Below are 25,860 nucleotides of genomic sequence, written 5' to 3'. Positions count from 1 at the left end.
ACCTGCGAGGAGCTTTACAAAAGTGCCAGCCATTCTCGACAAGATCCTTCGCGCCGGCGAAGGCAAGACTCTGCGGAAGCTCAAGCGCATCGCCGAGCAGGTCAACTCCATCGAAGAGGACTTCAAGAGCCTGTCCGACGCCGAGCTCCGCGCCCTGACCGACGAGTACAAGCAGCGCCACGCCGACGGTGAGTCTCTCGACGACCTGCTGCCCGAGGCGTTCGCGACCGTCCGCGAGGCCGCCCGCCGGGTCCTCGGTCAGCGCCACTTCGACGTGCAGCTCATGGGTGGCGCCAACCTGCACATGGGCAACATCTCCGAGATGCGCACCGGTGAGGGCAAGACGCTCACCTGTACGCTTCCCGCGTACCTCAACGCGATCTCGGGCAAGGGCGTCCACGTCGTCACGGTCAACGACTACCTGGCCAAGCGCGACGCCGAGACCATGGGCCGCGTCCACCGGTTCCTCGGCCTGGAGGTCGGCGTCATTTTGGCCAACATGTCGCCGGAGGAGCGCCGCAAGGCGTACAACGCCGACATCACGTACGGCACGAACAACGAGTTCGGCTTCGACTACCTCCGCGACAACATGGCGTGGTCGATGGAGGAGTGCGTCCAGCGCGGCCACAACTTCGCCATCGTGGACGAGGTCGACTCGATCCTGATCGACGAGGCCAGGACTCCGCTCATCATCTCCGGTCCCGGTGAGCAGTCGGGCAAGTGGTACCAGGAGTTCGCCAAGATCGTGCCGAGGCTGCGGCGCGGCACCGAGGGCAAGGACGGCGAGGAGAGCACCGGCGACTACGTCGTCGACGAGAAGAAGCGCACCGTCGGCATCCTCGAGGCGGGCGTGGAGAAGGTCGAGGACTGGCTCGGCATCGACAACCTCTACAAGCCCGAGCACACCCACCTCGTGCAGTTCCTGAACAACGCGCTCAAGGCGAAGGAACTGTTCAAGAAGGACAAGGACTACATCGTCGTCGACGGAGAGGTCCTGATCGTCGACGAGTTCACCGGCCGCGTCCTGCACGGCCGCCGCTACAACGAGGGCATGCACCAGGCCATCGAGGCCAAGGAAGGCGTGAAGATCAAGGACGAGAACCAGACTCTCGCCACGATCACGCTGCAGAACTACTTCCGCCTCTACGAGAAGCTCTCCGGCATGACCGGTACGGCCGCCACCGAGGCCAACGAGTTCCACCAGACCTACAAGTTGGGCGTCGTCCCGATCCCGACGAACCGGCCGATGGTCCGCATGGATCAGCCCGATGTCGTCTACAAGACCGAGGACGCCAAGTTCCAGGCGTGCGTCGACGACATCAAGGCGCGCTACGAGAAGGGCCAGCCGGTCCTCGTCGGCACCACCAGCGTCGAGAAGTCCGAGAAGCTCTCGCGGATGCTCAAGCGCCAGGGCGTGCCGCACGAGGTGCTGAACGCCAAGAACCACGCCCGTGAGGCCGCGATCGTCGCCGAGGCGGGCCGCAAGGGCGCGGTCACCGTGGCGACCAACATGGCCGGTCGAGGCACCGACATCATGCTCGGAGGCAACCCCGAGTTCCGCGCCGACCTGGAGCTCCAGCAGCGCGGCCTGTCGCCGTCCGAGACTCCGGAGGAGTACGAGAAGGCCTGGCCGGAGGCGCTGGAGAAGGCCAAGGAGGCCGTCAAGGCCGAGCACGAGGAGGTCACCGAGTCCGGCGGCCTCTACGTGCTGGGCACCGAGCGGCACGAGTCGCGGCGCATCGACAACCAGCTCCGCGGCCGTTCCGGCCGTCAGGGCGACCCCGGCGAGTCGCGCTTCTACCTCTCGCTCGAGGACGACCTCATGCGGCTGTTCAACTCGGCCAGGGTCGAGATGATCATGACGCGGCTCAACATCCCGGACGACGTGCCGATCGAGTCGGGCATGGTGTCCAAGGCCATCGCCTCCGCGCAGCACCAGGTCGAGCAGCAGAACTTCGAGATCCGCAAGAACGTCCTGAAGTACGACGAGGTGATGAACCGGCAGCGCACGGTCATCTACGCCGAGCGGCGGCGGGTGCTGGAAGGCGCCGACCTGCACGAGCAGGTCCGCAGTTTCGTCACCGACGTCATCGACGAGTACGTCAAGGGCGCCACCGCCGAGGGCTTCGCCGAGGAATGGGACCTCGAGAAGCTGTGGAAGGCGTTCGGCCAGCTCTACCCGATCTCCTTCACCGTCGACGAGCTCATCGAGCAGGTCGGCGGCGACCGGGAGGAGCTGACGGCGGAGCTCATCGCCGAGAAGGTCAAGGAGGACGCGCTCGCGGCCTACGACCGCCGCGAGGAGCAGCTCGGCTCCGAGGCGATGCGTGAGCTGGAGCGCCGGGTCATCCTCTCGGTGCTCGACCGCAAGTGGCGCGAGCACCTCTACGAGATGGACTACCTCCAGGAGGGCATCGGCATGCGCGCCTATGCCCAGAAGGACCCGCTGATCGAGTACCAGCGCGAGGGCTACGAGATGTTCTCCGCGATGCTCGAGGGCATCAAGGAGGAGTCGGTCGGCTACCTGTTCAACCTCGAGGTCGAGGTGCAGGCCAACCCGATCGTCGAGGAGAACGCCGAGGACGACGCGGAGCTCTCCGAGACCGGCTCGATCATCGCCAGGGCGCTGCGGCAGCCGTCGCGGCCGGCCGAGATGGTCTACAGCGCGCCGGGCGAGAGCGGCGACGTGGAGGTCAGCCGGGTGCGGTCGACCCCCGAGCAGCGCGCCGCGTACGGCGACACCGAGCGCAACGCGCCCTGCCCCTGCGGCTCGGGCAAGAAGTACAAGCGCTGCCATGGTGACCCGCGCAACCAGCAGGCGTGACGCGACCAGGTGCGTGACCTGAGACGGACCCCGCCGGGCCTGCCCGGCGGGGTCCTTCGCGTCGTGGGCCGGGGTCATGCGGTCTCGGGTCATGCGGTCTCGAACTCGGTGACCAGCCACTGCACGCCCTGCCGCTCCAGCCGTACGGCGAGCACGTGACTGCGCGGCCCGCAGTGGACGAGCAGGCACATCTCGATCACCCCCTCGCGGGGCCGCTGCACGTGGGGGAGGCCCGTGAGGGGCGGCCGTTCGGCCTCGATCATCTTCCCGGCCCGGACCAGTTCGCGGTAGGCCCGCTCGGTGAGCCGGCCGGCGACGGTCTCCGGCGGCCTGCGACCCGCCAGGATCTCCGCGAGGGCCTGGCCGAGCCCCCGCAGACGGCGCTCGTCCGTGGGCGTGCCCGGACTCCGCGGGGGCGGGGCCAGGGCGAGCGCGCCATACGTGCCGGGATAGGTGCCGGGATGCGGGGCGGGACGTGTGACGGCACCGGCGTCGTGCTCGTCGTACGGCGGGTCGGCCGGGGGGACGGACGCGAGCCGCGGCAGGGGGACGGGCTTGGGCATCGGGGACTCCGCTCTCGTGCGCCGTGAACCTGACGCCTAATAGAGGTTGCGGTCATCCCTCCTGATACGGGGAACGCCAACTTTGCCGACCTGCGAGGATCTTCGCCGCCGTTTGTCGGGAAAGTCCATCCGGGTTGGCGTGATCGTTCCGGATTTTCGCACGGAATGATCGGCGATTAGCGGCATCCGCAATGACGGGAAACACAACAGGGGCGCCCGGGATCGCCGGGCACCCCTGCTCCCTGAGAGGGGACGTGACGCGTCAGGCGCGGGCGGGCGCCGTGTCGGCGCTTTCCCCGGAGTCCACGTCGGGCTCCGGTTCCCGGCCTGGCGTCATGATGTTCAGCTTCTTGATGAGGAAGCTGAAGAGGAAGTAGTAGACGAGGGCGTAGATCACGCCTATGCCCATGATGAGCCAGAAGTTGTGCGTGTTGGACTTGCCGATGTTCAACAGCGCGTCGGTGGCACCCGCGGAGAAGCCGAAGCCGAGCTTGCCGCCGAGCAAGCTCACCAGAGCCATCGAGACGCCGGTGAGCAGCGCGTGAACCGCGAACAGGAGCGGGGCCACGAAGATGAACGCGAACTCGATCGGCTCGGTGATCCCGGTGACGAAGGAGACGAGGGCCGCCGAGATCATGATGCCGCCGACCGCCGGCCGGCGGTGCGCCGGAGCCGCCCGCCACATCGCGAGGGCCGCGGCCGGGAGACCGAACATCATGACCGGGAAGAAGCCGGCCATGAAGGCGCCCGAGCCGTCCGCGCCCTGGAGGTAGCAGGTGAGGTCGCCGGCGAACTGGGTGCCGTTGACGGTGCAACCAGGCACCTGGAACCAGACGATCGAGTTGATGATGTGGTGCAGGCCGACCGGCACCAGCAGGCGATTGGCGACGCCGTAGACGCCCGCCCCGGTCGCGCTGTTGTCCGCGAGCCACTTGCCGAAGCTGTTGATCCACTCACCGACGGGCGGCCAGATGAGGCCGAAGACGACACCGAGGATGACCGCCGCGAAGGCCGTGATGATCGGCACGAAGCGGCGACCGCCGAAGAACGCCAGCCAGGTGGGGAGTTTGATGCGGTAGTAGCGCTGCCAGAGCAGGGCCGCCGTGATGCCGATGACGATGCCGCCGAGCACGCCGGTGGGATTGCCCGCCGCCCAGTTGATCGCGTCGGCGGCCTTGCCGTCCGCGCCGAGCACCTGCTGCGCGACGCGTTTGTGCACCGCGTCCGTCGCGGGCGCGTCGAAGAACAGGCCCTTCGAGACCCGGTCGAAGACCAGGTAACCGACCAGGGCGGCGACGGCGGTCGAACCGTCCGACTTGCGGGCGAAGCCCACGGCCACACCGATCGCGAACAACAGCGGCAGCATGCCGAACAGCACGTCACCGGCGTTGGCGAGGACCTTCGCGACGTTGGCCATCCAGCCGAACCCGGCGACGTCGGCCAGACCACCCGGATCCGGGCCGTTGGAGCCGAGCATGTCCGGCTGGCCGAAGCGCAGGAGGAGCGCGGCGGCGGGAAGCACGGCGATGGGCAACATGAGGGAGCGCCCCAGCCGCTGGAGCACGCCCATCACGCGCGAACTGGTGGAAGGTGCGGCGGGCAGGCCCGCGTCGGCGGAGGTGGAACTCATCGGGGTGTTCCTCCAGGGGGTGGGGGAGAACAGGGAGGAGTGTCAGAGTCGTCTGGCCGGGGCTCCAAGGAGCGTCCGGAGCTGGTAGCGATCGGCTCGGTAGGTGGAGACGCCGAGTTCGGCGCACACCCCGCCGGCGAAGGACCGGCGCTGCAGCAGCAGCACGGCCCCGCCCCGGGGCAGTTTGAGCAGGTCGGCGTCGCTCGGATCGGCGAGGCCGCCGTCGATGGTCAGCTCCCCGGCGTCCATCACGAGCCCGTAGCGCGACTCGAGCAGGGCGTACAGGGATCGTCCGGTCAGGTCGTAGGCATCGAGATCGGGCGCGAGCGCGACCGGGATGTGGGCGCGCTCGATGCTCAGCGGTTCCCCGTCCGCCGTGCGCAGCCGCTCGATGAAATGGACGGCGTCCCCCGGCTGGATGCCGAGTTGCCGTGCGAGGTGGGCACTGGCCCGGACCACCCGCCGGTCCAGGTCGCGGGAGCCCGGCTCCATGCCGCGCGCCCGCATGTCGTCGGTGAAGGAGGTGAGTTGAAGCGCCAGCTCGATCTTCGGCCGGGCGACGAACGTGCCCTTGCCCGGAACGCGGTGCAACCGGCCCTCGGACACCAGGTGGTCGACGGCCTGCCGTACCGTCATACGGGACAGGTCGTAACGCTGGCTGAGCTCACGTTCGGAGGGGATCGCCGCGCCGATCGGCAGTTCGTTGCTCTCGACGAGGTCGAGCAGGATCTCCCGTAGCTGGAAATACTTGGGCACCGGGCTGTCCGGATCGATCTGGGCCACTGATCCCTCCCCTCTCGCTGTGGATCGTCCGAATAAGTTAAGGTTCTTACTGGTCTAGTCCGGACTAGACCACAGCCGGGAAATGTGTGTCAATGTATGGGCCGGCGACGGATCGGTAACGGACAAATCTCGCCAAGCAAGGGATGATCATCGATGACGACCAGAATGCGCGGTGAGATCGCCGAGCAGCCGGCGGCGATCCAGGCGACGCTGGACGCCCTCCTCCCGAGGACCGGCGACGTCGAGGCGGTCGCACGCGGCACCCGCCACCTGCTGTTCGTCGCCCGCGGGACCTCGGACAACGCGGCGGTCTACGGCCGCTACCTGATCGAAGCCCGGGCGGGCCGGATGGCCGCGATGGGTGCTCCTTCGGTCGCCACCACCTACCGCCGCAGGCTCGACCTCGACGGCGTGCTGGCCGTGGGCCTGTCGCAGTCCGGCCGTACGGAGGAGATCGTCGAGACCCTCCAGTGGGCGAAGGACTGCGGGGCGAAGACCGTCGCGATCACCAACGGCGGCGAGGAGTCGCCGCTGGCCCAGGCCGCCGACCTCGCGCTGTGCACGCTCGCCGGCGAGGAGAAGGCCGTCCCGGCCACGAAGACCTACACGACGCAGCTCGCCGCGCTCGCCGTGCTCGCCGTCGGCCTCGGCGCCGACGTCGACCCCGACGACCTGCGCGCAGTGCCGGACGCGGTGGAGAAGCTGATCTCCGACCCCGGTGACCTGGACGCCGTGGTCGAGGGCCTCGCCGACAAGCCCGGGGTCGTCGTCTCCGGCCGCGGCCTGGCGTTCTCGACCGCGCTGGAGCTGGCGCTCAAGCTCAAGGAGGCGTGCTACCTGCACGCCATGGGCCTGTCGTACGCCGACCTGCTGCACGGCCCGATCGCGGTCGTGGACGCCGAGACCCCGGCGATCCTGGTGGCGGCGGGGCAGGGCCCGACCCTGGCGGGCACGGTCGCGCTGGCCGAGCGGGTCACCGGCGCGGGCGCCGCCGCCTTCGGCGTCGGGGGCGGCGAACGGCTCGCCGCCGCCTCGACCGCCGCACTGAACGGTCCGGACCTGCCCGAGTGGGTGGCTCCGCTGGGACTCATCGTCCCCGGGCAGTTGCTCACCGAAGCGCTCGCGCGCAGGCTCGGTATCGACCCCGATTCCCCCCGCGGTCTGAAGAAGGTCACCCAGACCGACTGAACGACCGGGACCGACCGAACGACAGACCGGCCGAACAACAGGAGGACCCCCCATGGCTGCAGACGCCGAGGCGATCATCGCCGGGCTCGGTGGCGCCGACAACATCATCGAGGTGGAGCCGTGCATCACCCGGCTGCGCACCGAGGTGCACGACGCCTCCAAGGTGAACCAGGCCGCGCTCAAGGCGGCCGGCGCCCACGGAGTGATGGCGGCGGGCAACATCGTCCAGGTCGTGGTGGGCCCCGAGGCCGACACCATCGCCAGCGACATCGAGGACATCATCGGCTGACCGGGAGGTCACGGCAGGTCCGCCGATATCCGGCGGACCTATCGGTGACGCCTGCCCGGTCCCAGGAAAGGGCGCTTCATTGACGACTGTTCTCGCCCCGGTCGCGGGGGTGGCCATCGGCCTGGCCGCCGTGCCGGACCCGGTGTTCTCCCAGGCGATGGTCGGCCCGGGAACCGCGATCGACCCCCTCCGGCGGCCCGTCGAGGCTCTGGCCCCGATCAGCGGCACGATCGTGAAGCTGCACCCCCACGCGTACGTCGTGGTGGGGGACGACGGCAGGGGCGTGCTGGTGCACCTCGGCATCGACACGGTGCAGCTCAAGGGGGAGGGGTTCCGCCTGCTCGTGGCCGAGGGGGACCGCGTGGCCGCCGGGCGGCCCGTCGTGGCCTGGGACCCCGCGGCGGTCGAGGCAGGGGGGCGCTCGCCGGTCTGCCCGGTGGTGGCGCTCGATGCGGCGGCCGGCTCGATCGGGGGCGTCGCCGAGGGCGCGGTGAACGCCGGTGACGACCTGTTCGAGTGGTCGTGATGGAGGCGGCGCTTTTCGATCTCGACGGCACCCTGATCAATACGGAGATCCGCAGCCTGGCGCTGTGGCGGATGCTCCTGGACAACCACGGCATCTCCTGCGACGAGACGCTGCTGCGGCGCTTCATGGGCCGCCGCGGCGTCGACGTCATCCCCGAGGTGCTGCCCGATGTGGATCCGGAGGCGCTGATAGAGGAGATCCGCTCCTACTACGACCACCCGGATCTGCCGGACATCGTGCCTGTTCCGGGGGCGGCGGAGCTGGTGTCCCGGGTCGCGGAGCAGGGGGCTCCGCTGGCGCTGGTCACCTCGGCCCAGCGATGGTGGGCGCTGGAGCGGCTCACCGACATCGGCGTCGTGGAGGTGGTACGGACCATCGTCTCCGCCGAGGACGTGACCGTGGGCAAACCCGATCCGTCCGGCTATCTCATGGCGGCCGACCTGCTCGCGGTGGACCCGGCCAAGTGCGTGGTGTTCGAGGACTCGCTCGCCGGGATAGCGGCGGCGCGGGCCGCGGGTATGACCTGCGTTGCGGTGGCCACCACCCATCATCCGGATGAACTGTCGCACGCGGACCTGGTAATCCCCGATATGTCGGGTATTGACTGGCCTTTGACGGAACTACCGGCGGTCTAGACCACCGCCGCAGGAGGAGGAAACGTGGCCGAACGCACAGTCAGCGTCGAGTCGGAGGTCGGGCTGCACGCCCGTCCGGCGGCGGCGTTCGTGCAGACCGCGGCGAAGGCGTCCTTCGACGTCACCATCGCGAAGGCGGGCGGCGCGCCCGTGAGCGCGAAGAGCATCCTGTCGGTTCTGGCGCTCGACGTACGGCAGGGGGAGTCGATCGTCATCAGCGCGGAGGGCGAGGGCGCCGAAGAGCTGCTCGACGAGCTCGCCCAGATCGCCTCGGCCTCCTGACGCCGGTGGACGGACAGCGGAAGACGGGGACGACGGCGGGGGACGAGAACGGCGCGCGGGCGCTGGCCGGTACTGGGGTGAGCCCCGGAGCCGGGTACGGCCCGGCCCATGTGCTCGCGGGTGAGATCCCCGAGCCCGACAAGGAGGCGCGCCACGACGGCGACGCCGCCGCCGAGCGGGCCCGCGCCGAGCGGGCGGTCGAGGAGGTGGCGGCCGACCTGGAGGCGCGGGGCGCCAGGGCGGGCGGCGAGGCCCAGGACGTGCTCGGCGCGCAGGCGCTGATGGCCCGCGACCCGAGCCTGGCCGTGGAGGTCGGCGAGCTCATCGATGGGGGTGTGGCGGCCCCGCGCGCCGTCTTCGACGCGTTCGGCAAGTATCGGGACCTGCTCGCGGCGGCCGGTGGTTATCTGGCCGAGCGCGTGACCGACCTCGACGACATCCGCGACCGGGTCATCGCCGTGCTCACCGGCATGCCCATGCCCGGCGTGCCGACCGGTGCCGCCGAGCCGTTCGTGCTCGTCGCCAAGGACCTCGCCCCGGCCGACACCGCGCTGCTGTCGAAGGACGTGGTCGCCGCGTTCGTCACCGAGCAGGGCGGGCCCACCAGCCACACGGCGATCCTCGCCCGGTCGATGGGCGTGCCCGCCGTCGTGGGCTGCGCCGGCGCCACCGCGATCGCCCCCGGCGCTCCCGTGCTGGTCGACGGCGCGTCCGGGCAGGTGCTGGTCGCGCCGGACCCGGCCCGTGTCGCCGAGGCGCGCGCCGCCGACGAGGCGCGGCACGCGGCGCTGTCGGCGGCCACCGGCCCCGGCGCGACCGCCGACGGCCATCCCGTGCCCCTGCTCGCCAACGTCGGCGGCCCCCGTGACCTGGACGGCGCGCTCGCCAACGGCGCCGAGGGCGTCGGCCTCTACCGCACCGAGTTCCTCTTCCTCGACCGCGAGACCGCGCCGTCGGGGCGCGAGCAGGAGGAGGCCTACCGGGCGGTGTTCGAGGCGTTCCCGGGGGGCCGGGTGGTGGTGCGCACGCTCGACTCCGGCGCCGACAAGCCGCTGGCGTTCCTGCCGCCCCCGGAGGAGGAGCCGAACCCGGCGCTCGGCGAACGTGGCCTGCGCATGTTCCGCCGCTATCCGGAGATCATGACCGCACAGCTGGGCGCGCTGGCCCGGGCCGCGGCGGGCGTGTCGGCCAAGGTCCAGGTCATGGCGCCGATGGTGGCCACCGTGGAGGAGGCCGAGTGGTTCGCCGAGGCCTGCCGTACGGCGGGGCTGGGCGAGGCGGGTGTCATGATCGAGGTGCCGTCGGCGGCGCTGCGGGCGGCGGACCTCATCCGGGCGGTCGACTTCTTCTCGATCGGGACCAACGACCTCACGCAGTACGCGCTCGCGGCCGACCGCCAGGTCAGTGCCGTCGCCGGGCTGCAGGATCCGTGGCATCCGGCCGTGCTCGACCTGATCGCGATGGCGGCCTCGGCCGCCTCCGAGTCGGGCAAGGGCTGCGGGGTCTGCGGTGAGGCCGCGGCCGATCCGGTGCTCGCCTGCGTGCTCGTCGGCTTGGGAGTCACCTCGCTGTCCATGGGCGCCCCCGCGCTGCCCTGGGTGCGGGCCTGCCTGGCGCGGCACACGCTCGCGCAGTGCCGCGACGCCGCCGCCGCGGCGCGCTCGGCCGCTTCGGCGCCCGCCGCCAAGGCCGCCGCCCGCGCGGAGCTGCCGGGCCTGGAGGCACTCGCGCTCTGACAGCCCACAGCAGGGCCGTGACCGGGTTCCTGGCTCGGTCACGGCCGGGCACGGCTACGGTAAAGAACGTGCCACGAATCAGACACGGTGTCGTCATGCTCGCCCTCCTCGTGACCGGTTGCTCGGCCTCTTCGCCGGTCGCCGTGTCACCGGCGGCTCCGCAGACACCGTCGTCGTCCGTGTCCACGTCGTCCACGTCGTCCGTGCCTCTGTCGTCCCCCTCGCCGTCGGTGCGTCCCTCGGGCGGCCCGGCCGAGCGGACGCTCGCGGCGATGAGCCTGCGGGACAAGGTCGCCCAGCTCTTCACCATCGTGGTGTGGGGCCCGAAGGCCGAGGCGGGGAGCAGGGAGAACGAGGCGAGGTACGGCGTGGCGACGCCGGCGGAAGTGGTGGAGAAGTTCCGCCCCGGCGGAGTGATCCTTTTCGACTGGGCGGGCAACGTGTCCGGCGCGAGCCAGGTGGCCGCGCTCACGACCGGCCTGCGTGAGGCGGCGGCCAGATCCGGTGAGGCACCGCTCATGATCGGCGTGGACCAGGAGAACGGCCTCGTCTCCCGGCTCAAGCCGCTCATCACCAAGCTCCCCGGCGCGTCGGAGATCGGCGCGACCGGCAGGACGGCGAACGCGCGCGACGTCGCCAGGGCGACCGGGGAAGAGCTGCGCGACCTCGGCATCTCGCTCGACTTCGCGCCGGTCGCCGACGTGAACATCAACCCCCGCAACCCCGTGATCGGCCCCCGCGCGTACGGCTCCGACCCGGGGAAGGTGGCCGCGATGGTCGGGGCGGCCGTCGACGGCTTCCACGCGGCCGGCGTGGCCTCCGTCGCCAAGCACTTCCCCGGCCACGGGGACACCTCGGTCGACAGCCACACCGGCCTGCCGGTCATCACGCACTCGAAGACGCAGTGGCGGAAGCTGGACGCGCCGCCGTTCCGCGCGGCGATCGAGCACGGGGTCGACGCGATCATGTCGGCCCACGTGGTGATGCCGAAGCTCGACCCCTCGGGGGACCCCGCGACGCTGTCCCCCCGCATCCTCACCGGCCTGCTCCGCGAGGAGCTCGGCTTCGACGGTGTGATCAGCACCGACGCGCTCGACATGGCGGGGGTTCGCGAGAAGTACGGCGACGCCGAGGTCGCCGTGCGGGCCGTGCTCGCCGGGGCCGACATGCTGCTCATGCCGCCGAACCTGCGCAAGGCGTACGACGCCGTCCTCGACGCGGTGAAGTCGGGACGGATCACCGAACGCAGGATCGACGAGTCGGTGCTGCGGATCCTGCGGCTGAAGGAGAAACGCGGCGTCTTCGGGCCGATCCGCACCGACCCCGGCGCGCTGAAGTCAGCCGCGCACCTCAAGGTCGCGGAGCGCGTCTACGCCGCCGCCGGATGAGCGGGCCGGCGGGCCGCACGACCTAGTATTTGAGGCACGTCGGCTGGGAGGCGCGGTGCTCAAGGGTGTGCTGATCGACTGGGGCGGGGTTCTGACGACGAGCCTGGCCGAGTCCATCGCGGAGTGGATCGAGGCGGACCGCATCGACCCACGGCACTACCGGGAGGTGATGCGCGCCCTGGTCGCGCAGGCGTACCGGGAGGGCGCGGAGCCGGGCGCGGAGAACCCGATCCACGCGCTGGAGCGGGGTGAGATCCCCGTTCTCGAGTTCGAGCGCGCCCTGGCGGACCGGCTGGTGACCCTCGACGGCGGGCCGCCGGAGGCGAACGGCCTGCTGGCCCGGATGTTCGCCGGGTTCCGGCCGGTAGAGGAGATGAACGAGATGCTGCGCCTGGCCCGCGCGGCCGGTTTCGGCACCTGCCTGGTGTCCAACTCGTGGGGCGACCACTACGCGCGCGAGGGCTGGGAGGCCGTCTTCGACGCGGTCGTCATCTCCGGCGAGGTCGGCATGCGCAAGCCCGAGGAGCGCATCTTCCGCCACGCGCTCGGCCTGCTGGGGCTGGAGCCGGGGCAGTGCGTGTTCGTCGACGACATCGAGGCGAACATCCTGGCGGCCCGCGCGATCGGCCTGGTCGGCGTCCACCACAGCGATCCCGTGGCGACCATCGACGAGCTGGAGCGCCTGTTCGGCCTGCCTCTCCGCGAGCCCGGCGCCGCCGCCCGTCTGTAGCCGCAACCATCAAGAGACCGAGTCGAGGAACGCATGCGCGTGTATCTGCCGTCCACGATCCCCGCGCTGGCGCGCGTCGTCGCCGCCGGGGAGCTGGCCCCGGCCCCGTTGACCGGCTTCGCCGTCACTCCCGCGTTGATCGAGTGGTACGTCTCGGGTGACACCGAGGAACTGGAGTACGTCGCGCTGACCGAGGCCGCGCGGGCCTCGCTGCGCATGCTGGCGGCCGACCGCGAGGACGGCGTCGAGGCGGTCGCGCGGCGCGTGGTGATCGCGGCCGAGGTGCCGGACGAGACCGTCAAGGCCGGCGCCGATCTGGAGGAGCGCGCCCGTGTGCGGGTGCTGGAGCCGATCCCGATGCGGCTGGTCGCCGCGGTCCACGTGGACGACGCGGATGCCGTACCCGACGTGGAGGCCGCGATCGCGGCGCTGCCTGCGGCCGACGCCGGGGACGACGACGCGCAGTTCGTCGTGGACGGCACGGAGGACCACGAACTGCTGTGGTACGCCACGCAGGAGATCCCGGATCTGCTCGCCTGACCAGCTGCGTTCATGGTTTCGTCACAGTCGGCGTCTAAGCTGGTTGCGAGATGACACACATAGTTTGGGACTGGAACGGAACGCTCTTCCACGACATCGACGCCGTCGTCGGCGCGACCAACGAGCTCTTCCTGCCGTACGGCCTGGGGCCGTACGACGTGGAGGGCTTCCGCGAGGTGTACACCCGCCCCATCTGGGTGGCGTACGAGCGGATGCTCGGGCGGTCGCTCAGGGAGGGCGAATGGGAGCTGCTCGACACGGGCTTCCACGATCACTACCACCGGCTCATGGAGGCCTGCAGCCTCGCCGAGGGGGCGCTGTCGAGCCTGCGCGCCTGGGAGGAGTCGGGCCGCACGCAGTCGTTGCTGTCCATGTGGGGCCACGAACGGCTGGTCCGCAAGACGGGCGAGTTCGGCATCGACGGCCACTTCACCAGGATCGACGGGTCGCGCTCGGCGACCGGCGGCCACAAGGCCGAGCACATGGTCGAGCACCTGCGCGCGCTCGGCCTCGACTCGGCGAAGGTCGTCGTCATCGGTGACAGCGTGGACGACGCCCACGCGGCGCAGCACGTCGGCGCCCGCGCCATCCTCTACACCGGCGGCATGACCAGGCGGGCCGAACTGGAGGGCGTCGGGGTCCCGGTGGTGGACTCGCTGGCCGACGCCCTCGACCTCGTCTGACGCGTCAGCGGGCCTGGCGTTCCTCCTCCGCGCGCTCCATCTCCAGGAGCCAGCGGGGCTTGGCCCTGCGTGGCGGCCGGTAAAGCCGCTTGACCGCCACACCGCCGAAGACGAACGACGCGAACAGGAACAGGCCCATGAGCGCGTCCCAGGTCTCCTGGCCGGAGACCCGGGTGTAGGCGAGCATCACGGCCCACATCGCGAGCATGACGGCCCCGGGGAGCTGCGCGAACGGCAGGTTGCGCAGCTCCTTGGGGTTGTCGGTGTCGAGGTAGCGCGCCGCCCAGGTGCCGCCGGGCCCGCTGCGGACGAACCTGACGTGGTTGACGAAGCCGAGGATCGCGAGCAGGGCGGCGGCGAGCACCGCCCAGACCGGCGCGTGCGGGTAGCCCGCGACCTCGGCGGGGGTGTCGGCCAGACCGGCCAGGGCGCCCGTCATGCTAACCAAAGAGACTGTGCCATCCCTTCTTGATACCCGATCCGACCGACTTGACGGTGTTGATCACCGGCTTGCGCGCGTGGTTGTACGCGGCGATCGCGGTGTCGCCGACGACGCCGCCGACCATACCGCCGACGTAGGCGCCGGCGGCACCGCAAACGGCGGCGAGCACGACGCCCGGGCTGCACGCGGCCGCGCCGATCGTGGCGCCGGCGTAGGCGCCGCCCGCCACGGCCACGCCGCGGATGGCCGCTCGCGCGAACTTCTCACCACCGTTGAGGCCGGAGCCTGAGTCGCTCTTCCACTGGGTGATCCCACCGTCGATGGCGGTGGCCGCGACGCCTGCCCAGCCGACGAACTTGCCCGCCTTGGCGATCCGGCTGCCCCACTTGATGCCGCGCGCCTCGATTCGGGTGGCCTTGGAGTCGTACCACTTGCTGAGCCCCTGCCACAGCCACTTGGTCAGCCAGTTGCCCTCGGGGTAGCTGACCGACTTGAGCTTGTAGAGACCGGCCATGACGCGGCGGCTCTCCTTGAAGTTCTCGCCCCAGGTCTGGAGCAAGTCCCCAGGGCCGCCCAGTCCGTACGCCAGCCAGCCCAGGGCGGTGAACTTGCGCGGATCGACGCTCGACCAGGTGTTGGATTTGACGGTGGAGCTGAAGCTCGGGCCGGAGCGGTGCGGAGCGCCGCCGCCTCCGCCGGTGTAGCCGCCGCCACCGCCGTGGTTTCCGCCCCCGCCGCCGTGGCTCCCGCCGCCGCCGTGATTGAGCGCGGCCAGCAGGGCCCGCATGATCGCCAGCAGGATCGCCAGCCAGCTGCCCCAGAACTTGCCGTCGGGGTCGGTGAACGTGATGGGGTTGTTGCCGGCGTAGGCGTAGCCGTTCATCTGCTGCGGGTCGTGCGGGTCGATGATCGGGTCGACGCTGATGAACCTGCCGGTGGCGGGATCGTACTCGCGCGCCCCGAGGTGGGTGAGACCGGTCGACTCGTCCACGGTGCCGCCGACGAAGCCCTTCTCACTCGGCCAGGAGCCCGGGGGCGCGCCCCGTAGCTGGCCGAAGGGCTTGAACCGCCGCTGCGACAGCGACTGGTTCGCCGCGTCGATCGCCAGCTCCGCCGTGCCGTTCTGGTCGGCGGCCAGGAACTTCACGCCCGAGGTGGTGCGCACCGCGACCGTCACGGTGTCGTGGGTGTAGTACCTCGTCGCCTGTACCTTCGCCGTGGCGTTGTCGAGGCGCAGCTCCATCCCGGGCAGGTAGAGCGTGGTGCCGCCGGGGTCACGGCGGACCAGCCGGTTGCCGTCGGCGTCGTACAGGTAGGAGGTGACCTTCGTGCCCTCGGTCACCTTGGCCAGGTGGCCCTCGACGTCCCACTCCAGGGTCTGGTCCGTGGCGCCGATCGTGCGGCCGGTGGTGTTGCCGGTCTCGTCGTAGGCGTAGGACTCGGTGCGGGCGCCCGCGCCTGTCTGGGTCACTCCCGACAGGGCGTGCGGATGCGGCGAGCCCGGGGCCGGGTAGTCGTAGGCCCGGGTCGTGTCGGCCGCGCCGCCGACGCCGTGCTCGACCTCCTTCGTCCGGTTGCCGGTCACGTCGTAGCCGAACGACTGCCAGTAGGGCGCGACGCCGCCGACGACGCTCGCGCTCGGCGCGCCCGCGCACGTCTGGGTGCCCTGCGTCCAGGCCTCGGTCAGGCGGCGCAGGTAGTCGTACGTGAAGCATTGGGTGTCGGTGCCGGCGCGGGACACGTCGGAGATCGAGACGATGTTCCCCACGGCGTCGTAGGTGTAGGTGGCGTTGCGGTCCACGCCCGCCACGCCCTCGCGGTCCACCCGCGACGACCGCAGGCGCTGGGTGCCGTACTCGTAGGAGTAGGTGAACCAGGTCTTCTTGCCGCCGGTCGACAGCTCGTACTGCTCGGGCTTGCCGGTGAGGCTGTGGACGGAGGCGGTGACGTACGGCGACAGGCCCGACATGGTGGTGGGCCGGCGCAGGTCGTCGTAGGAGTAGACGACGGTCTCGGCCGGCAGGCCGCCCGCGTCGGGATAGGTGGCCGACTGGACGGTGCCGTCCAGCTTGTAGCGCGTGTCGAACACGTAGCTGCCCGCGAGTGCGCCCTCCGCGGACGGGATCGTCACGGTAGTGCGGATGGCCCGGTAGAGGTTGTCGTAGGCGTTGAACGTGGTCGTGTACTCCTGACCGTTCACATACCTGGTGGCGCTGGAAGCCTGTCCCTTGCGCACGGTGTCGTACGTCCACGACGCCAGCAGCGGGCCGGTCGCCGAGCCCTCGCGGGTCTCGGTCTTGCGGCCCATCGAGTCGTAGACGTTGAAAATCGTCTTGCCGCGTGCGTCGGTGGTGGTCAGCACGTGGTCGAGGTCGTCGTAGGTCGTCTTCGTCGTCCCCTTGTCGGGGTCGCGGACCTCGATCTCCCGCCCGCGCAGGTCGTGGAAGTGCGTCCAGACGTTGCCCGCCGGGTCCTTGACGGTGGAGAGCTTGCCGGCGGGCGTGTAGGTGTAGGTCGTCTTGTCGTAGTCGCCGGTGGGGGAGTCGCCCTTGTACTGACGCAGCTCGACGATCTGGTCGCGCGCGTCGGTCAGCGTGGTCACCGGCGTGTCGCCGGTCGGCGGGTCGACGGTGACCCTGCCGCCGCCGTAGCTGGTGACCGTGCGCCATTTCTCCTTGGTCTCGCCGTTGCCGACGAGGAACCGCTCGAGCGTCACCCGGTTGCGGCCGTCGTAGTCGAACACCTTCTGCGACTCGACGTCGCCCTCGTAGGCGCCGAACAACGTCGTCGAGGGGGCCTTGGTCGAGTAGTACTGGCCGTACTCGCGGGCCACGTTGCCCCGGGAGTCGTAGAACTTGTCACTGACCAGGCGGCCGCCGTCCGGCCCGGGGTCCTGGGTCTGGCGCAGCCGCAGCCGCCCGTCGTACAGCTCGTACGTCGGCGGGGTCTGGCCGCCCTCGGCGTCCAGCTTCTTCGTGCCGATGGCGACGATCTCGCCGTCCACGATGCGGTAGCCGAACTCCAGGTTCGGCGTCTGGCCCGCCGATTTCGACCGGTCGGGCATCCACACCTTCATGAGGCGGCCGAGCGCGTCGTACTCCAGGTCGGTGCGCTTGCCGTTCGCGTCGATCTTGACGGTCTCGAATCCGAACGCCGGGTCCTTCTCCTGGCTGGTGACGTGGGCGGTCGAGGCGTCGCCGGGGACCACCGGCGGGCCGGTGACCTTCACGCCCGTGTTCAGCCCTCCGGTGTCGGTGTAAGCCGTCGTCGTGACGTACCCGGCCGCGTTCTTGGTGGTCAGCTCGCGGCCGTAGGAGTCGTACGTCGAGACCTCCTTGGCGACGTACGTCGCGGTGGCGCCGTCGTGCGCGGCGATCGTCTCGACGCGGGTGATGTCGCCCCTGGTGGGCGCGGCCCCGAAGGCCCCGTTGTCGTAGAAGCTGCGGTCGTCCGCGATGACGTGCTTGGACCGGTCGGGGGTGGCCGAGCACGCCACCGCGACGGTCTCCACCCTGGACGGATATTTCAGCATCCACGCCTTGGTGTTCTGGGCGTAGGTGGTGCGGGTGCACCGGTCGTCGGCGGTGGTGGACAGGTCGCCCTTGTCGTCCACCTGGGTGGTGAGGCCGGCGACGGGCTCGTACTTCGTCTCGGTCTCGGTCTCACGCCAGCCGCCGCCGTCCATCGCCGTCCACGTGTGCGACTTCGCGACGTTGACGATGTTCGCGGTGACCGTGCCCCAGCTCCGGGTGCGCTTGGCCGTCTCCTGGTGCCAGGGCGTGTTGACGGTCTTGACCGCGACCGCGCCGTCCACGCCCTCGTATTCGGTCCGCTTGAGCTCGAAGCCCTGCAGCGGGTCCTCGTCCACCACGCTGCCGCCCTCGCCGTCGGAGACGGTGATTTTCCTCGTCCCGCCGCTCGGCGCGAGCCGGTCGCCGTTCATGCCGCGCAGGTAGCGCGTCTCGACCTGGGAGCGCAGGTCGTTCCAGCCGCCGGTCCTCACCCGTACACGGCCGTAGCCGCGCCACTGCGACCAGGTCTTGTACTTCTCCTTGGTCATGCCGTCGTCGTCGTCATAGTGCCAGGCGGCGCCGTCGAGGTACTCGTACGTCGTCAGCGCGTCGGGGGACCCGCCGGTGCGGTCGGTCTGCACGATCTGTGTGACGACGTACTTGTGGAACCAGTCGGTGATCGGGTCGTCGTATCCGGCGGGCGTCCACTTCACCGGGAAGCAGCGCCGGGTGTTGGTCTCCGGCGTGGGCAGCGAGTCGAGCGTGCAGTCGGCGTCGGAGTAGTTGATGTCGATCTGCCCGCCGGACTCGTCGTAGACGGCCCCCAGGCGGTATTTGACGAACGGCGCGATGTCGTCGCCCCGTCTGTCCAATCGGTTGGGCAGTTGCACATGGTTGAACGTCACCGAGGGCAGCGCCACCGGGCTGCCGGTCGCGCGGCCGCTGTGCGTGATCGACTTGACCAGCAGGGCCTGGTCGATGTCCGCGTCGCCCCACAGGTGGTCGATCGTCCAGTTGTCGACGTCGCGGTAGGTGCCGTCGGCCTTGATCACCTGCGTGGTGACGCCGGTGAGCCGCTTGCGCGACCAGAACGTGGGCGCGAGCGTGCCGTGCGTCCCCTTGCACTCGGTGCCCGAGGCGCAGTTCAGGTCGTACGGGACGTCCGGCCACTTCGTGGGGTTCGAGCCGATCTTGCTCGGGTCGCAGTCGAAGGAGTCGGTCTTCAGGCACCGCTCGGAGACGCCGAACATCACGCGCGCCGGGGCCTTGGCGGTGAAGAGGGTGTCGGAGCGCTGGCCGTACTCGATGCGGTCGAGCCAGCCGCCGCGCACGTACGGCGTCTCGTCCCCGGGCTTGAGATCGCGGCCGTAGTGGTTGCCCTCCTGCTGGTAGTAGTACGAGATCGCGTTGCCGCGCGGGTCCACGACGTAGTCGAGGTTCCACTGGTAGGCCTGCTGGCACCACGAGGAGGCGAAGGTGGAGGCGTGGCACGGCTCGTCCGCGTCGTCGCCGAAGACGGGATGCGTCCAGGCCGACTTCGTCTCGGGCTTGCCGCTGCTCCATCCGGGCAGCCGGTTGAGCCCGAAGAAGAACTGCACGCCGTCGGGCGTGGTGAGCTTCCAGTACTCGCCGTCGTCGTCCCCGTTGGCCTTGCCCGTGTCCTTCAGGCGTTCGACGCGGGTGCCGTCGTCGGTCTTCAGCCGCCAGGTGCCGTCGGAGGCCTGGATCAGCTCGCCGCCGCGCCCGTTCCAGCTGATCACGGCGTTGTCGTACGCCCAGCACTGGTCCCCGGGCGGGGTGCCCCACTGGTCCTTGGGCGCCCCGTCGTCCGCGCAGGGCTTGTAGGCGCGCTTGATGTAGCCGGGCCAGTAGTCGAAGCCCTCGCCCACCCAGGACGGCTGGTTGTTGGTGTTGGACGTGCGGCCGTCGACGGCGCCGGAGGAGTAGCCGATCTCCACCTTGGGCGTCAGCTCGCCGGGGACGGGCGGCACCCGCAGGGGATACGACCAGGAGAAGTCGCCCGACTGCTCGGCCACGGTCCAGGTGGCCGACGGCGACAGCTTCGTGGCCTTGTAGTCGCCCTTGTCGCTGGAATCGCCGGACACGGCGGCCAGCACCGTCGGCTGCTCACCCGCGAGGGCCGTCCCCGCCGCCGCTGTCCCCGCCGGTGCCGCCTCCGGTGCCGCTTCAGGGGCGGCCGGGACGGTGGCGGTGAGTGTGCGGTTCGCCGTGTCGTTGCGCGCGCGGACCGGCGTCTCCGTACGGCAGGCGGGCTGGTCGGGGGTGGTCAGCGCGCAGGCGGGCAGCCGGACCAGGCGCAGGCGGCTGCCGTACGAGCCGCCGAAGTCGTCGGCGAGGGCCGAGTAGTCGACCGTGACACTCGTCGTGCCGCCGGCCGCCGTGTCCTTGGCGGCGCTGTGCTTGGCGGCACTGTCCTTGGCGGCGCCGTTGTCCGTCGCCTTCGCGACGGGGGCGAGGGTGAACAGGGCGCCGTCGACGCCCGCGCGCTCGGCGGCGGCCCCGTCCAGCATCCGCACGGCGGCGGGGGAGGTGACCTTCACCTTCCCGGAGGCGGGCGGCCGCTTGGCGGGGGTGCCCGCCGGGTCGGGGCGGCGGGGCTTGGCGCCCAGCGTCTCGCCGCGGACCACGCGCTCGGCGCTGTTCACCTCCGGGCGTCCCGCGTCCGGGGCCGTCGCCTGGGCGGGCTGGGCGACCAGGGACGCGGCGACGGTGGCCAGTGCCGTGACCGCGGCGACCCGGCGTCTGAACCGCTGCCTCAACCGCCGGCTGAACAGGCGGCGGGCACGTCGTGCCGGGTGGGGGAACCCGTTCATGCGCAACCTTTCGAGTCGCCGGTTCTCTACAGGCCGGTGTCGGTGTCCAGCTCGGTGCCGCCGGCCAGCATCTGGATCTGTTCCTCGGTCGCGATGCCCTGGAAGGCCCACACGTCGTCGATCACGCCGGGCCAGTACTCGCCCCAGGCGCCGTCCGCCTTGGTGCGGCCGAGTTGGAGCCCCTTGCCGGCGTTGAAGCCGAGCACGTTGTGGCGCCAGGACACCGCGTCCTCGACCTGTTCGAGCTCGCCGTTGACGTAGAGCCGCATCTCGTCCTGGAAGGCGTCGTACACGATCGCCACGTGGTCCCAGTCGAAGCCGGACTGGAAGGCCGAGTGCTCAGCGGTCGGCCGGGCCGCGCCGGTGGCGTCCTTGTCCGGCATCTCGATCTGGTAGCCGCCCGCGTTGGCCGGGTCGGCCGGATCGGGCCGGTAGCGCAGGGTGAACGCGCTGTTGACCGAGCCCTCCTGGCTGAAGACCGCCGCGGCCCTGGACGGCCGTCCCGCGGTGGTCACCCAGCCCGCGACGGTGAAGCTCTCGTCGGTGCGGACGACCGGGACGGAGGTGGCGGCGTAGTCGCCGTCGCCGTCCAGCACCAGGCCGCCCGGCGGGATGCCCACCCAGCCGGCCCCCTGGTCGATCCTGGCGTTGCCGTTCAGCGTGACGTGACGCCCGGACGGGCCGTCGTCGGCGGCGATGGTCAGCGAGGCCCCGGAGGCCAGCGTCGCGATCTCCGAGTCGCTGATGATCTGGTCGTACAGCCGCACGTCGTCGATGTCGCCGGGGAAGAAGGCGTCGAGCTTGCCGTACCAGCCGGCCCCGATCTGCACCGGGCCGGTGGCCTTCCACGGCGTGGCCACGGCCGTCGTCGAGTTGAGCTTGCCGTTGACGTAGAGCCTGATCTGTTTGTTCGCCGCGTCGTACACGCCGGTGAGGTGGGTCCAGACGCCGCCCTCGGGTACGGCCGTCGACTGGGCCCGGGTGATCGTGCTGTCGGTCGTGTCCTTGTCGTAGCGATTGAAGATCCACCGGTCGTAGCTGGAGGAGTAGTACAGCTCGAACCCGCTGCGCTGGGAGCCGGCCTGGGTCGCGATGATCGCGGCGTGGGCCGGTTTGGTGGCCGGGAGCTTCGCCCAGGCCGACACCGAGAAGCTCTTGGTGGTGTCGGGCAGGACCGGTCCGGTGGTCTTGAGATAACCGGTCGTGCCGTCGAGGTGCACGGCCTTGCCGAACCGTCCCGCCGCGCCGAACGTGACGCCGCCCTGCGGACCGGCCGGGTAGGCGCCGCCCGCCTCCTCCGCGCGTGGGGCTCCGGCCGCCTCGTCCAGCTTCCAGTAGGCGGTGGCCGCCCGTACGGCGGAGGCGGAGTCGTTCAGCTTCCAGCGCGCGGCCACCACCGGATGCTGGGTGAACAGGTTGCCGACCTCCTCGGGCGTGACGATGCGGTCGAACAGTCGCACGTCGTCGATCTCGCCGGGGAAGAAGGCGTCGAGCTTGCCGTACCAGCCCGTGCCGATCTGCACCGGGCCGGTGGCGTTCCACGGTGTGGTGTAGGCCGTGGTCGCCTGCAATTGACCGTTGACGTACAGCTTGATGTTCTTGGCCACCGCGTCGTAGACGCCGACCAGGTGGGTCCACTCGCTGCCCTGGGGCGACGCGGTGCCGACGGCCCGGGTGATCGTGCCGTCGGTCGTGTCGTTGTTGTAGCGGTTGAAGATCCACCGGTCGTAGCTGGAGGAGTAGTACAGCTCGAACCCGCTGCGCAGGCTCCCGATCTGGGTGGCGACGATCCCCGCGTGCGTGGGTTTGGTCGCGGGCAGCCGCGCCCAGGCCGACACCGCGAAGCCCTTGGTGGTGTCGAGCACCGGCCCGGCGGTCTTCGCGTATCCCGTGGTGCCGTTGGTCTGCATGGCGGTCTTCGACACGCCGTCCACCCCGAGCGTCACCCCGCCGTACACGGTCGCCGGGTACGCGCCCGCGACGTCGGTCACCTGCGGGGAGTCGATCGGTTCGTCCAGCGCCCACTGGGCCTTGGCCGGGGAGCCCGCCTTCACACGGAACACGTAGCGCCCGATCTCGCTGGAGTTGCCGGCCGCGTCGAACGCCTTGACCGTCAGGTAGTTCGGACCGGCGTGGTCGGGCGCGATGTCGATGATCACCGCCCCGCCCGGGCTGGACGGCTTGCGCTCGTTCGCCGAGGTCGGGTTGGAGTTGACGCCGAACCAGTACGTGACCACGTCGGCCGAGGACGAGGCCGCGGTGAAACGGCCGTAACGGCCCACGCCGTCATACCAGGGATCGGCCTCGTTCTCCGGGTCCGACTGGGGGTACGCCGTCGACGACAGCGTGGGAGCCGCAGGCACGCTCTTGTCGTAGCTGAAGTAGCACGCGGTGGCGTCGCCCGCGTAGCTCCACGGGCTGTACTGGTAGCCGTCCCAGGTGCGGACGTACCAGTTGATGGTCTTCTTCTCGGGGATCGACGCCGGCAGCGTGACCTGGAAGGTCGAGCCGGTGGTCTTCGGGCCGATCTTTCCCGACGACCACTTCTGCGCGCCGTCCCAGGTCGCGCCGAACTCGGCGTACACCTTCTTGGCGTCGGCGGAGTCGGCGTCGTGCAGGACGGCCGAGATGGTGGGGGGCACGCGCACGGCGGGGGCGGGGGAGTAGACGCACTTGCCGCCGGGGTTCATCGACAGGTCCGACATCTTCGGCTGCGGCGGCGGGGTGTTGTAGTTGACGCGCAGGTAGGCGTCGTCGGCGAACCGCTTCCAGCCGTAGGCGTCGGTCTCGTAGCCCGCGCGCAGGCCGAACGTCGTGGTCGACCACTTGCCGGCCGCGGCGTCCTTGACGGCCTTGGTGGCGTTGAACTCGACGTCGCCGGCCGGGCAGCTCGACGACCAGCCCTTGGCCACGTCACGGGTGTCGAGGTGCTCCAGCCAGTTGTCCTTGGTGGAGTTCCACGTCGAGCTCTCGACGAACCCCTTCGTGCGCCACAGCTGCACGGTGCGGCCGTCGCAGGAGTACGACCAGGTCTCCTTGGCCACGAAATCGGCCGAGATGATGTACTTGCCGGCGTACGCGCTGGTCGGCATGCGGTAGAAGATGCGCTTGACGTCGGACGGCGCGCACTTCGAGTCGCCCGAGCACAGACCCAGGCCCGAGTCGGCCTTGCCGCCGAACTTGTAGTACGACTGGCTGGGATAGGTGCGCGACACGTACGCCCAGGCCGACGCCTTGACCGTCTTCCACACCGGGTCGATGTAGACGGGATAGCGGGTGCCGGGATCGTCGAGCAGCGCCCGGTCGGGGGTGAGCGTGAGGTTCCCGCCCTCCACGGCCGCGTTCAAAGAGGCGACCTTCGAGGTGTCGGAGGGGCCGCGCTCCAGCGAAGCCGAGGCCGCCGCCTTGAGCGCGGGGGCCGGGGTGCCGGAGTCCCACATGACCGCCGCGGGCGCCTCGAACAGCGCCCCGCCGCCCTCGGTGTCGACCGCCTGGACGGCGCCGCCCTCCTTCGTCAGCACGCCGACGCCGGCGCCGCCGAGCCCGAGCGTGAGCCGGGTCAGCGCGCTGTTGGCGGCGGCCTCCCTGGTCTTGACGACGAGAGTGTGGGAGAAGCCGTCCACGTCGGCCCGTACGACGAGGTCGACGTCCTTCATGACGTCGTGGTAGACGGCCGAGTCGCCGTTCAGCTCGGGTTCCGGCAGCCCGCCGGGCCACTTCAGCGCCATCTCGCGGCCGGCCCTGGCGATACGGGCCAGCGGAGCGTCGCCGCCTCCGGACAACGCCAGCCCGATCGTGCTCGCGCGTGGTGCGATCGAGCCGTCCGGCCGCCTGACCAGTGTGGTGTCGGGCGCGACCCAGGAATCGCCCTGCCGCACCCGCACCGGGCGCAGATGCTCGACCGTGGTGAAGGTGCCGTCGGGGTTGGCGTAGGTCTCCCGGTCCTCACCGCGCTTGGCCAGCACCTCGACCGGGCGGCCGGTCTCGCGGGCGGCCCGTCCGGCGGCCTCGTCGGTGGGCGCCCCGTCCTCCGGCGCCTGAGGATCGGCCTGCGCGGCGCGAGGAGCGGCGTACGCCGTGCTCCCGCCCTCGGCGGTGACGGTCAGGCCGATCGCGAGGACCGCGGCCAGCACTGTAGAACCCAGCTTTCGGTACACGACGTCCGCCTCATTCTGGACAGGGTGGGACGAGAGCTAAGAACCGCGCGGAAGGTGCAAAAAACGTTTACTGATCATTAAGGGAACCGCCGGTGACATGACTTGTCAATATCTTGTTCGCCGGGTGGTGGACGGTTTCGATCACGTTCCGGTCACGACGGCCGGTGGGTAACGGGCGTGGTGACCGAGCGCCGGGGCGGATTTCGGCCGGTCTCTCGCTTACGGGGTGGTTGCGGATACAGCGGGCGCCCCGCGCGGGCCGTACGCTGGGCACGATCCACACCGCACCCCACGGAGGCCCCCGATCAACCGCCTCGTTCTCTGGAACATCGACCTGACGCTCGTCGACGTCGCCATCGTCACCCGCGACGCCTACGCGGACGCGTTCCGGATGGTGACAGGGCGGCCGCTGGTGAAGCTCGCGCCTGCGGCGGGTCGTCCCGACTCGGAGGTCGTCTTCGAGACCCTGGCCGTCAACGGCATCGCCGTCGAGGACCACCACCTGCCGAGGTTCCTCGACGCGCTGGCCGTGAGCTTCGCCGAGCGGCGTGACCGGCTGGCCAGGGACGGCCGCGCCCTGCCCGGCGCCAAGGACGCGCTCAAGGCGGTGTCCCGCCTCGACGGCGTCGTGCAGTCGGTGCTCACCGGCACCATCAAGAGCAACGCCGTGCACAAGCTCAAGGCGTTCGGGCTGGACAAGTGGATGGACGTCGAGGTGGGCGGCTACGGCGAGGAGGTGTACCCGAAGGCCACCCTGCTCCAGGTGGCCCAGGGGCGGGCCAAGGCCCGGTACGGCGCCGCCTTCACCGCCGGCAACACCGTGCTGATCGGCGACTCCACCCGTGACGTCCAGGCGGCGAAGATCGGCGGGGCGGCGATGATCGCCGTCGCGTCGGGCAGGTCGACGTCCGCCGAGTTGCGGGAGGCGGGCGCCGACATCGTGCTGCCCGACCTGTCCAACCCTTCCGAGGTCGTCGCCGCCGTCGCCCGCCTCACCACCCCGGCCGGCCGTACGGCCCGCTGACGCGGTTCCGGGCTCGGGGCGGGCAGGCCGGTCTCCGCGGGCTCCGCCGGGTGAAAGTTACACGTCGCGTGTCACGGCATCCGGCATCGGCGCT

Annotated in this window: 18 protein-coding genes; 12 read left to right on the top strand and 6 right to left on the bottom strand. The window is 70.6% G+C overall.

Annotation, left to right across the window (positions count from 1 at the left end; genetic code table 11):
• Positions 1 to 22 precede the first annotated feature (22 nt).
• Positions 23 to 2,824, top strand: a complete 2,802-nt coding sequence (gene secA, locus AB0O28_RS30615) for a preprotein translocase subunit SecA (protein WP_363646025.1) — start codon at positions 23 to 25, stop codon at positions 2,822 to 2,824.
• Between the two features lie 89 nt (positions 2,825 to 2,913).
• Here secA and AB0O28_RS30610 read toward each other — a convergent pair whose 3' ends face one another.
• The 3 genes from AB0O28_RS30610 to AB0O28_RS30600 form a co-directional block, all read right to left on the bottom strand.
• Positions 2,914 to 3,387 (bottom strand): Rv3235 family protein, encoded by a 474-nt coding sequence (locus AB0O28_RS30610; RefSeq protein ID WP_363646024.1) that lies wholly within the window; start codon positions 3,385 to 3,387, stop codon positions 2,914 to 2,916.
• A 262-nt stretch (positions 3,388 to 3,649) separates the two neighbouring features.
• The gene (locus AB0O28_RS30605) at positions 3,650 to 5,017 is read right to left on the bottom strand and encodes a PTS transporter subunit EIIC (RefSeq protein WP_363646023.1); all 1,368 of its coding nucleotides are present in this window, start codon (positions 5,015 to 5,017) and stop codon (positions 3,650 to 3,652) included.
• A gap of 42 nt (positions 5,018 to 5,059) precedes the next feature.
• Entirely contained in the window at positions 5,060 to 5,800 is a 741-nt protein-coding gene (locus AB0O28_RS30600) for a GntR family transcriptional regulator (RefSeq protein ID WP_363646022.1), read from the bottom strand.
• Between the two features lie 153 nt (positions 5,801 to 5,953).
• On the opposite strand from AB0O28_RS30600, the gene AB0O28_RS30595 reads away from it, so the two are divergent.
• The 10 genes from AB0O28_RS30595 to AB0O28_RS30550 all read left to right on the top strand — a co-directional run bounded on the left by AB0O28_RS30595 (position 5,954) and on the right by AB0O28_RS30550 (position 13,797).
• Positions 5,954 to 6,988 (top strand): SIS domain-containing protein, encoded by a 1,035-nt coding sequence (locus AB0O28_RS30595; protein WP_363646021.1) that lies wholly within the window; start codon positions 5,954 to 5,956, stop codon positions 6,986 to 6,988.
• Positions 6,989 to 7,040: 52 nt separating this feature from the next.
• Complete coding sequence (locus tag AB0O28_RS30590) at positions 7,041 to 7,277, top strand: PTS glucose/sucrose transporter subunit IIB (protein ID WP_363646020.1); 237 nt, start codon at positions 7,041 to 7,043, stop codon at positions 7,275 to 7,277.
• Positions 7,278 to 7,356: 79 nt separating this feature from the next.
• Positions 7,357 to 7,803 carry a PTS glucose transporter subunit IIA gene (locus AB0O28_RS30585; RefSeq protein WP_363646019.1) on the top strand — a complete coding sequence of 149 codons (447 nt, stop codon included), beginning with the start codon at positions 7,357 to 7,359 and terminating at the stop codon, positions 7,801 to 7,803.
• Positions 7,803 to 8,438 (top strand): HAD-IA family hydrolase, encoded by a 636-nt coding sequence (locus tag AB0O28_RS30580; RefSeq protein ID WP_363646018.1) that lies wholly within the window; start codon positions 7,803 to 7,805, stop codon positions 8,436 to 8,438. Before AB0O28_RS30585 ends, AB0O28_RS30580 begins: the two co-directional genes overlap by 1 nt.
• Positions 8,439 to 8,462: 24 nt before the next feature.
• Positions 8,463 to 8,720, top strand: a complete 258-nt coding sequence (locus tag AB0O28_RS30575; protein ID WP_363646017.1) for an HPr family phosphocarrier protein — start codon at positions 8,463 to 8,465, stop codon at positions 8,718 to 8,720.
• A 5-nt stretch (positions 8,721 to 8,725) separates the two neighbouring features.
• Positions 8,726 to 10,456, top strand: coding sequence for a phosphoenolpyruvate--protein phosphotransferase (gene ptsP, locus AB0O28_RS30570; protein WP_363646016.1), 1,731 nt, complete (start codon positions 8,726 to 8,728; stop codon positions 10,454 to 10,456).
• Between the two features lie 68 nt (positions 10,457 to 10,524).
• Positions 10,525 to 11,844, top strand: coding sequence for a glycoside hydrolase family 3 protein (locus AB0O28_RS30565; RefSeq protein WP_363646015.1), 1,320 nt, complete (start codon positions 10,525 to 10,527; stop codon positions 11,842 to 11,844).
• A gap of 55 nt (positions 11,845 to 11,899) precedes the next feature.
• On the top strand, positions 11,900 to 12,574 hold the full coding sequence (locus tag AB0O28_RS30560; protein ID WP_363646014.1) for an HAD family phosphatase: 675 nt from the start codon (positions 11,900 to 11,902) through the stop codon (positions 12,572 to 12,574).
• 33 nt (positions 12,575 to 12,607) lie between these two features.
• Positions 12,608 to 13,114, top strand: coding sequence for a hypothetical protein (locus tag AB0O28_RS30555; protein WP_363646013.1), 507 nt, complete (start codon positions 12,608 to 12,610; stop codon positions 13,112 to 13,114).
• A 50-nt stretch (positions 13,115 to 13,164) separates the two neighbouring features.
• A complete protein-coding gene (locus AB0O28_RS30550; protein ID WP_363646012.1) occupies positions 13,165 to 13,797 on the top strand; it encodes an HAD hydrolase-like protein in 633 nt (210 codons plus the stop codon).
• A 4-nt stretch (positions 13,798 to 13,801) separates the two neighbouring features.
• Here AB0O28_RS30550 and AB0O28_RS30545 read toward each other — a convergent pair whose 3' ends face one another.
• The 3 genes from AB0O28_RS30545 to AB0O28_RS30535 are packed head-to-tail and all read right to left on the bottom strand — an operon-like array spanning position 13,802 to position 24,742.
• Positions 13,802 to 14,236 (bottom strand): hypothetical protein, encoded by a 435-nt coding sequence (locus AB0O28_RS30545; protein ID WP_363646011.1) that lies wholly within the window; start codon positions 14,234 to 14,236, stop codon positions 13,802 to 13,804.
• 1 nt (position 14,237) lies between these two features.
• Positions 14,238 to 20,585: an RHS repeat-associated core domain-containing protein gene (locus AB0O28_RS30540; RefSeq protein ID WP_363646010.1), complete on the bottom strand. Its 6,348-nt coding sequence runs from the start codon at positions 20,583 to 20,585 to the stop codon at positions 14,238 to 14,240.
• A gap of 26 nt (positions 20,586 to 20,611) precedes the next feature.
• A complete protein-coding gene (locus AB0O28_RS30535) occupies positions 20,612 to 24,742 on the bottom strand; it encodes a LamG-like jellyroll fold domain-containing protein (protein ID WP_363646009.1) in 4,131 nt (1,376 codons plus the stop codon).
• 304 nt (positions 24,743 to 25,046) lie between these two features.
• Here AB0O28_RS30535 and AB0O28_RS30530 point away from each other — a divergent pair, with 304 nt between their 5' ends.
• Complete coding sequence (locus tag AB0O28_RS30530) at positions 25,047 to 25,766, top strand: haloacid dehalogenase-like hydrolase (RefSeq protein ID WP_363646045.1); 720 nt, start codon at positions 25,047 to 25,049, stop codon at positions 25,764 to 25,766.
• Positions 25,767 to 25,860 lie beyond the last annotated feature (94 nt).

The sequence above is a fragment of the Microbispora sp. NPDC088329 genome, assembly GCF_040685655.1.
GTDB lineage: Bacteria > Actinomycetota > Actinomycetes > Streptosporangiales > Streptosporangiaceae > Microbispora.
This window is presented reverse-complemented; position numbering and strand designations above follow the sequence as displayed.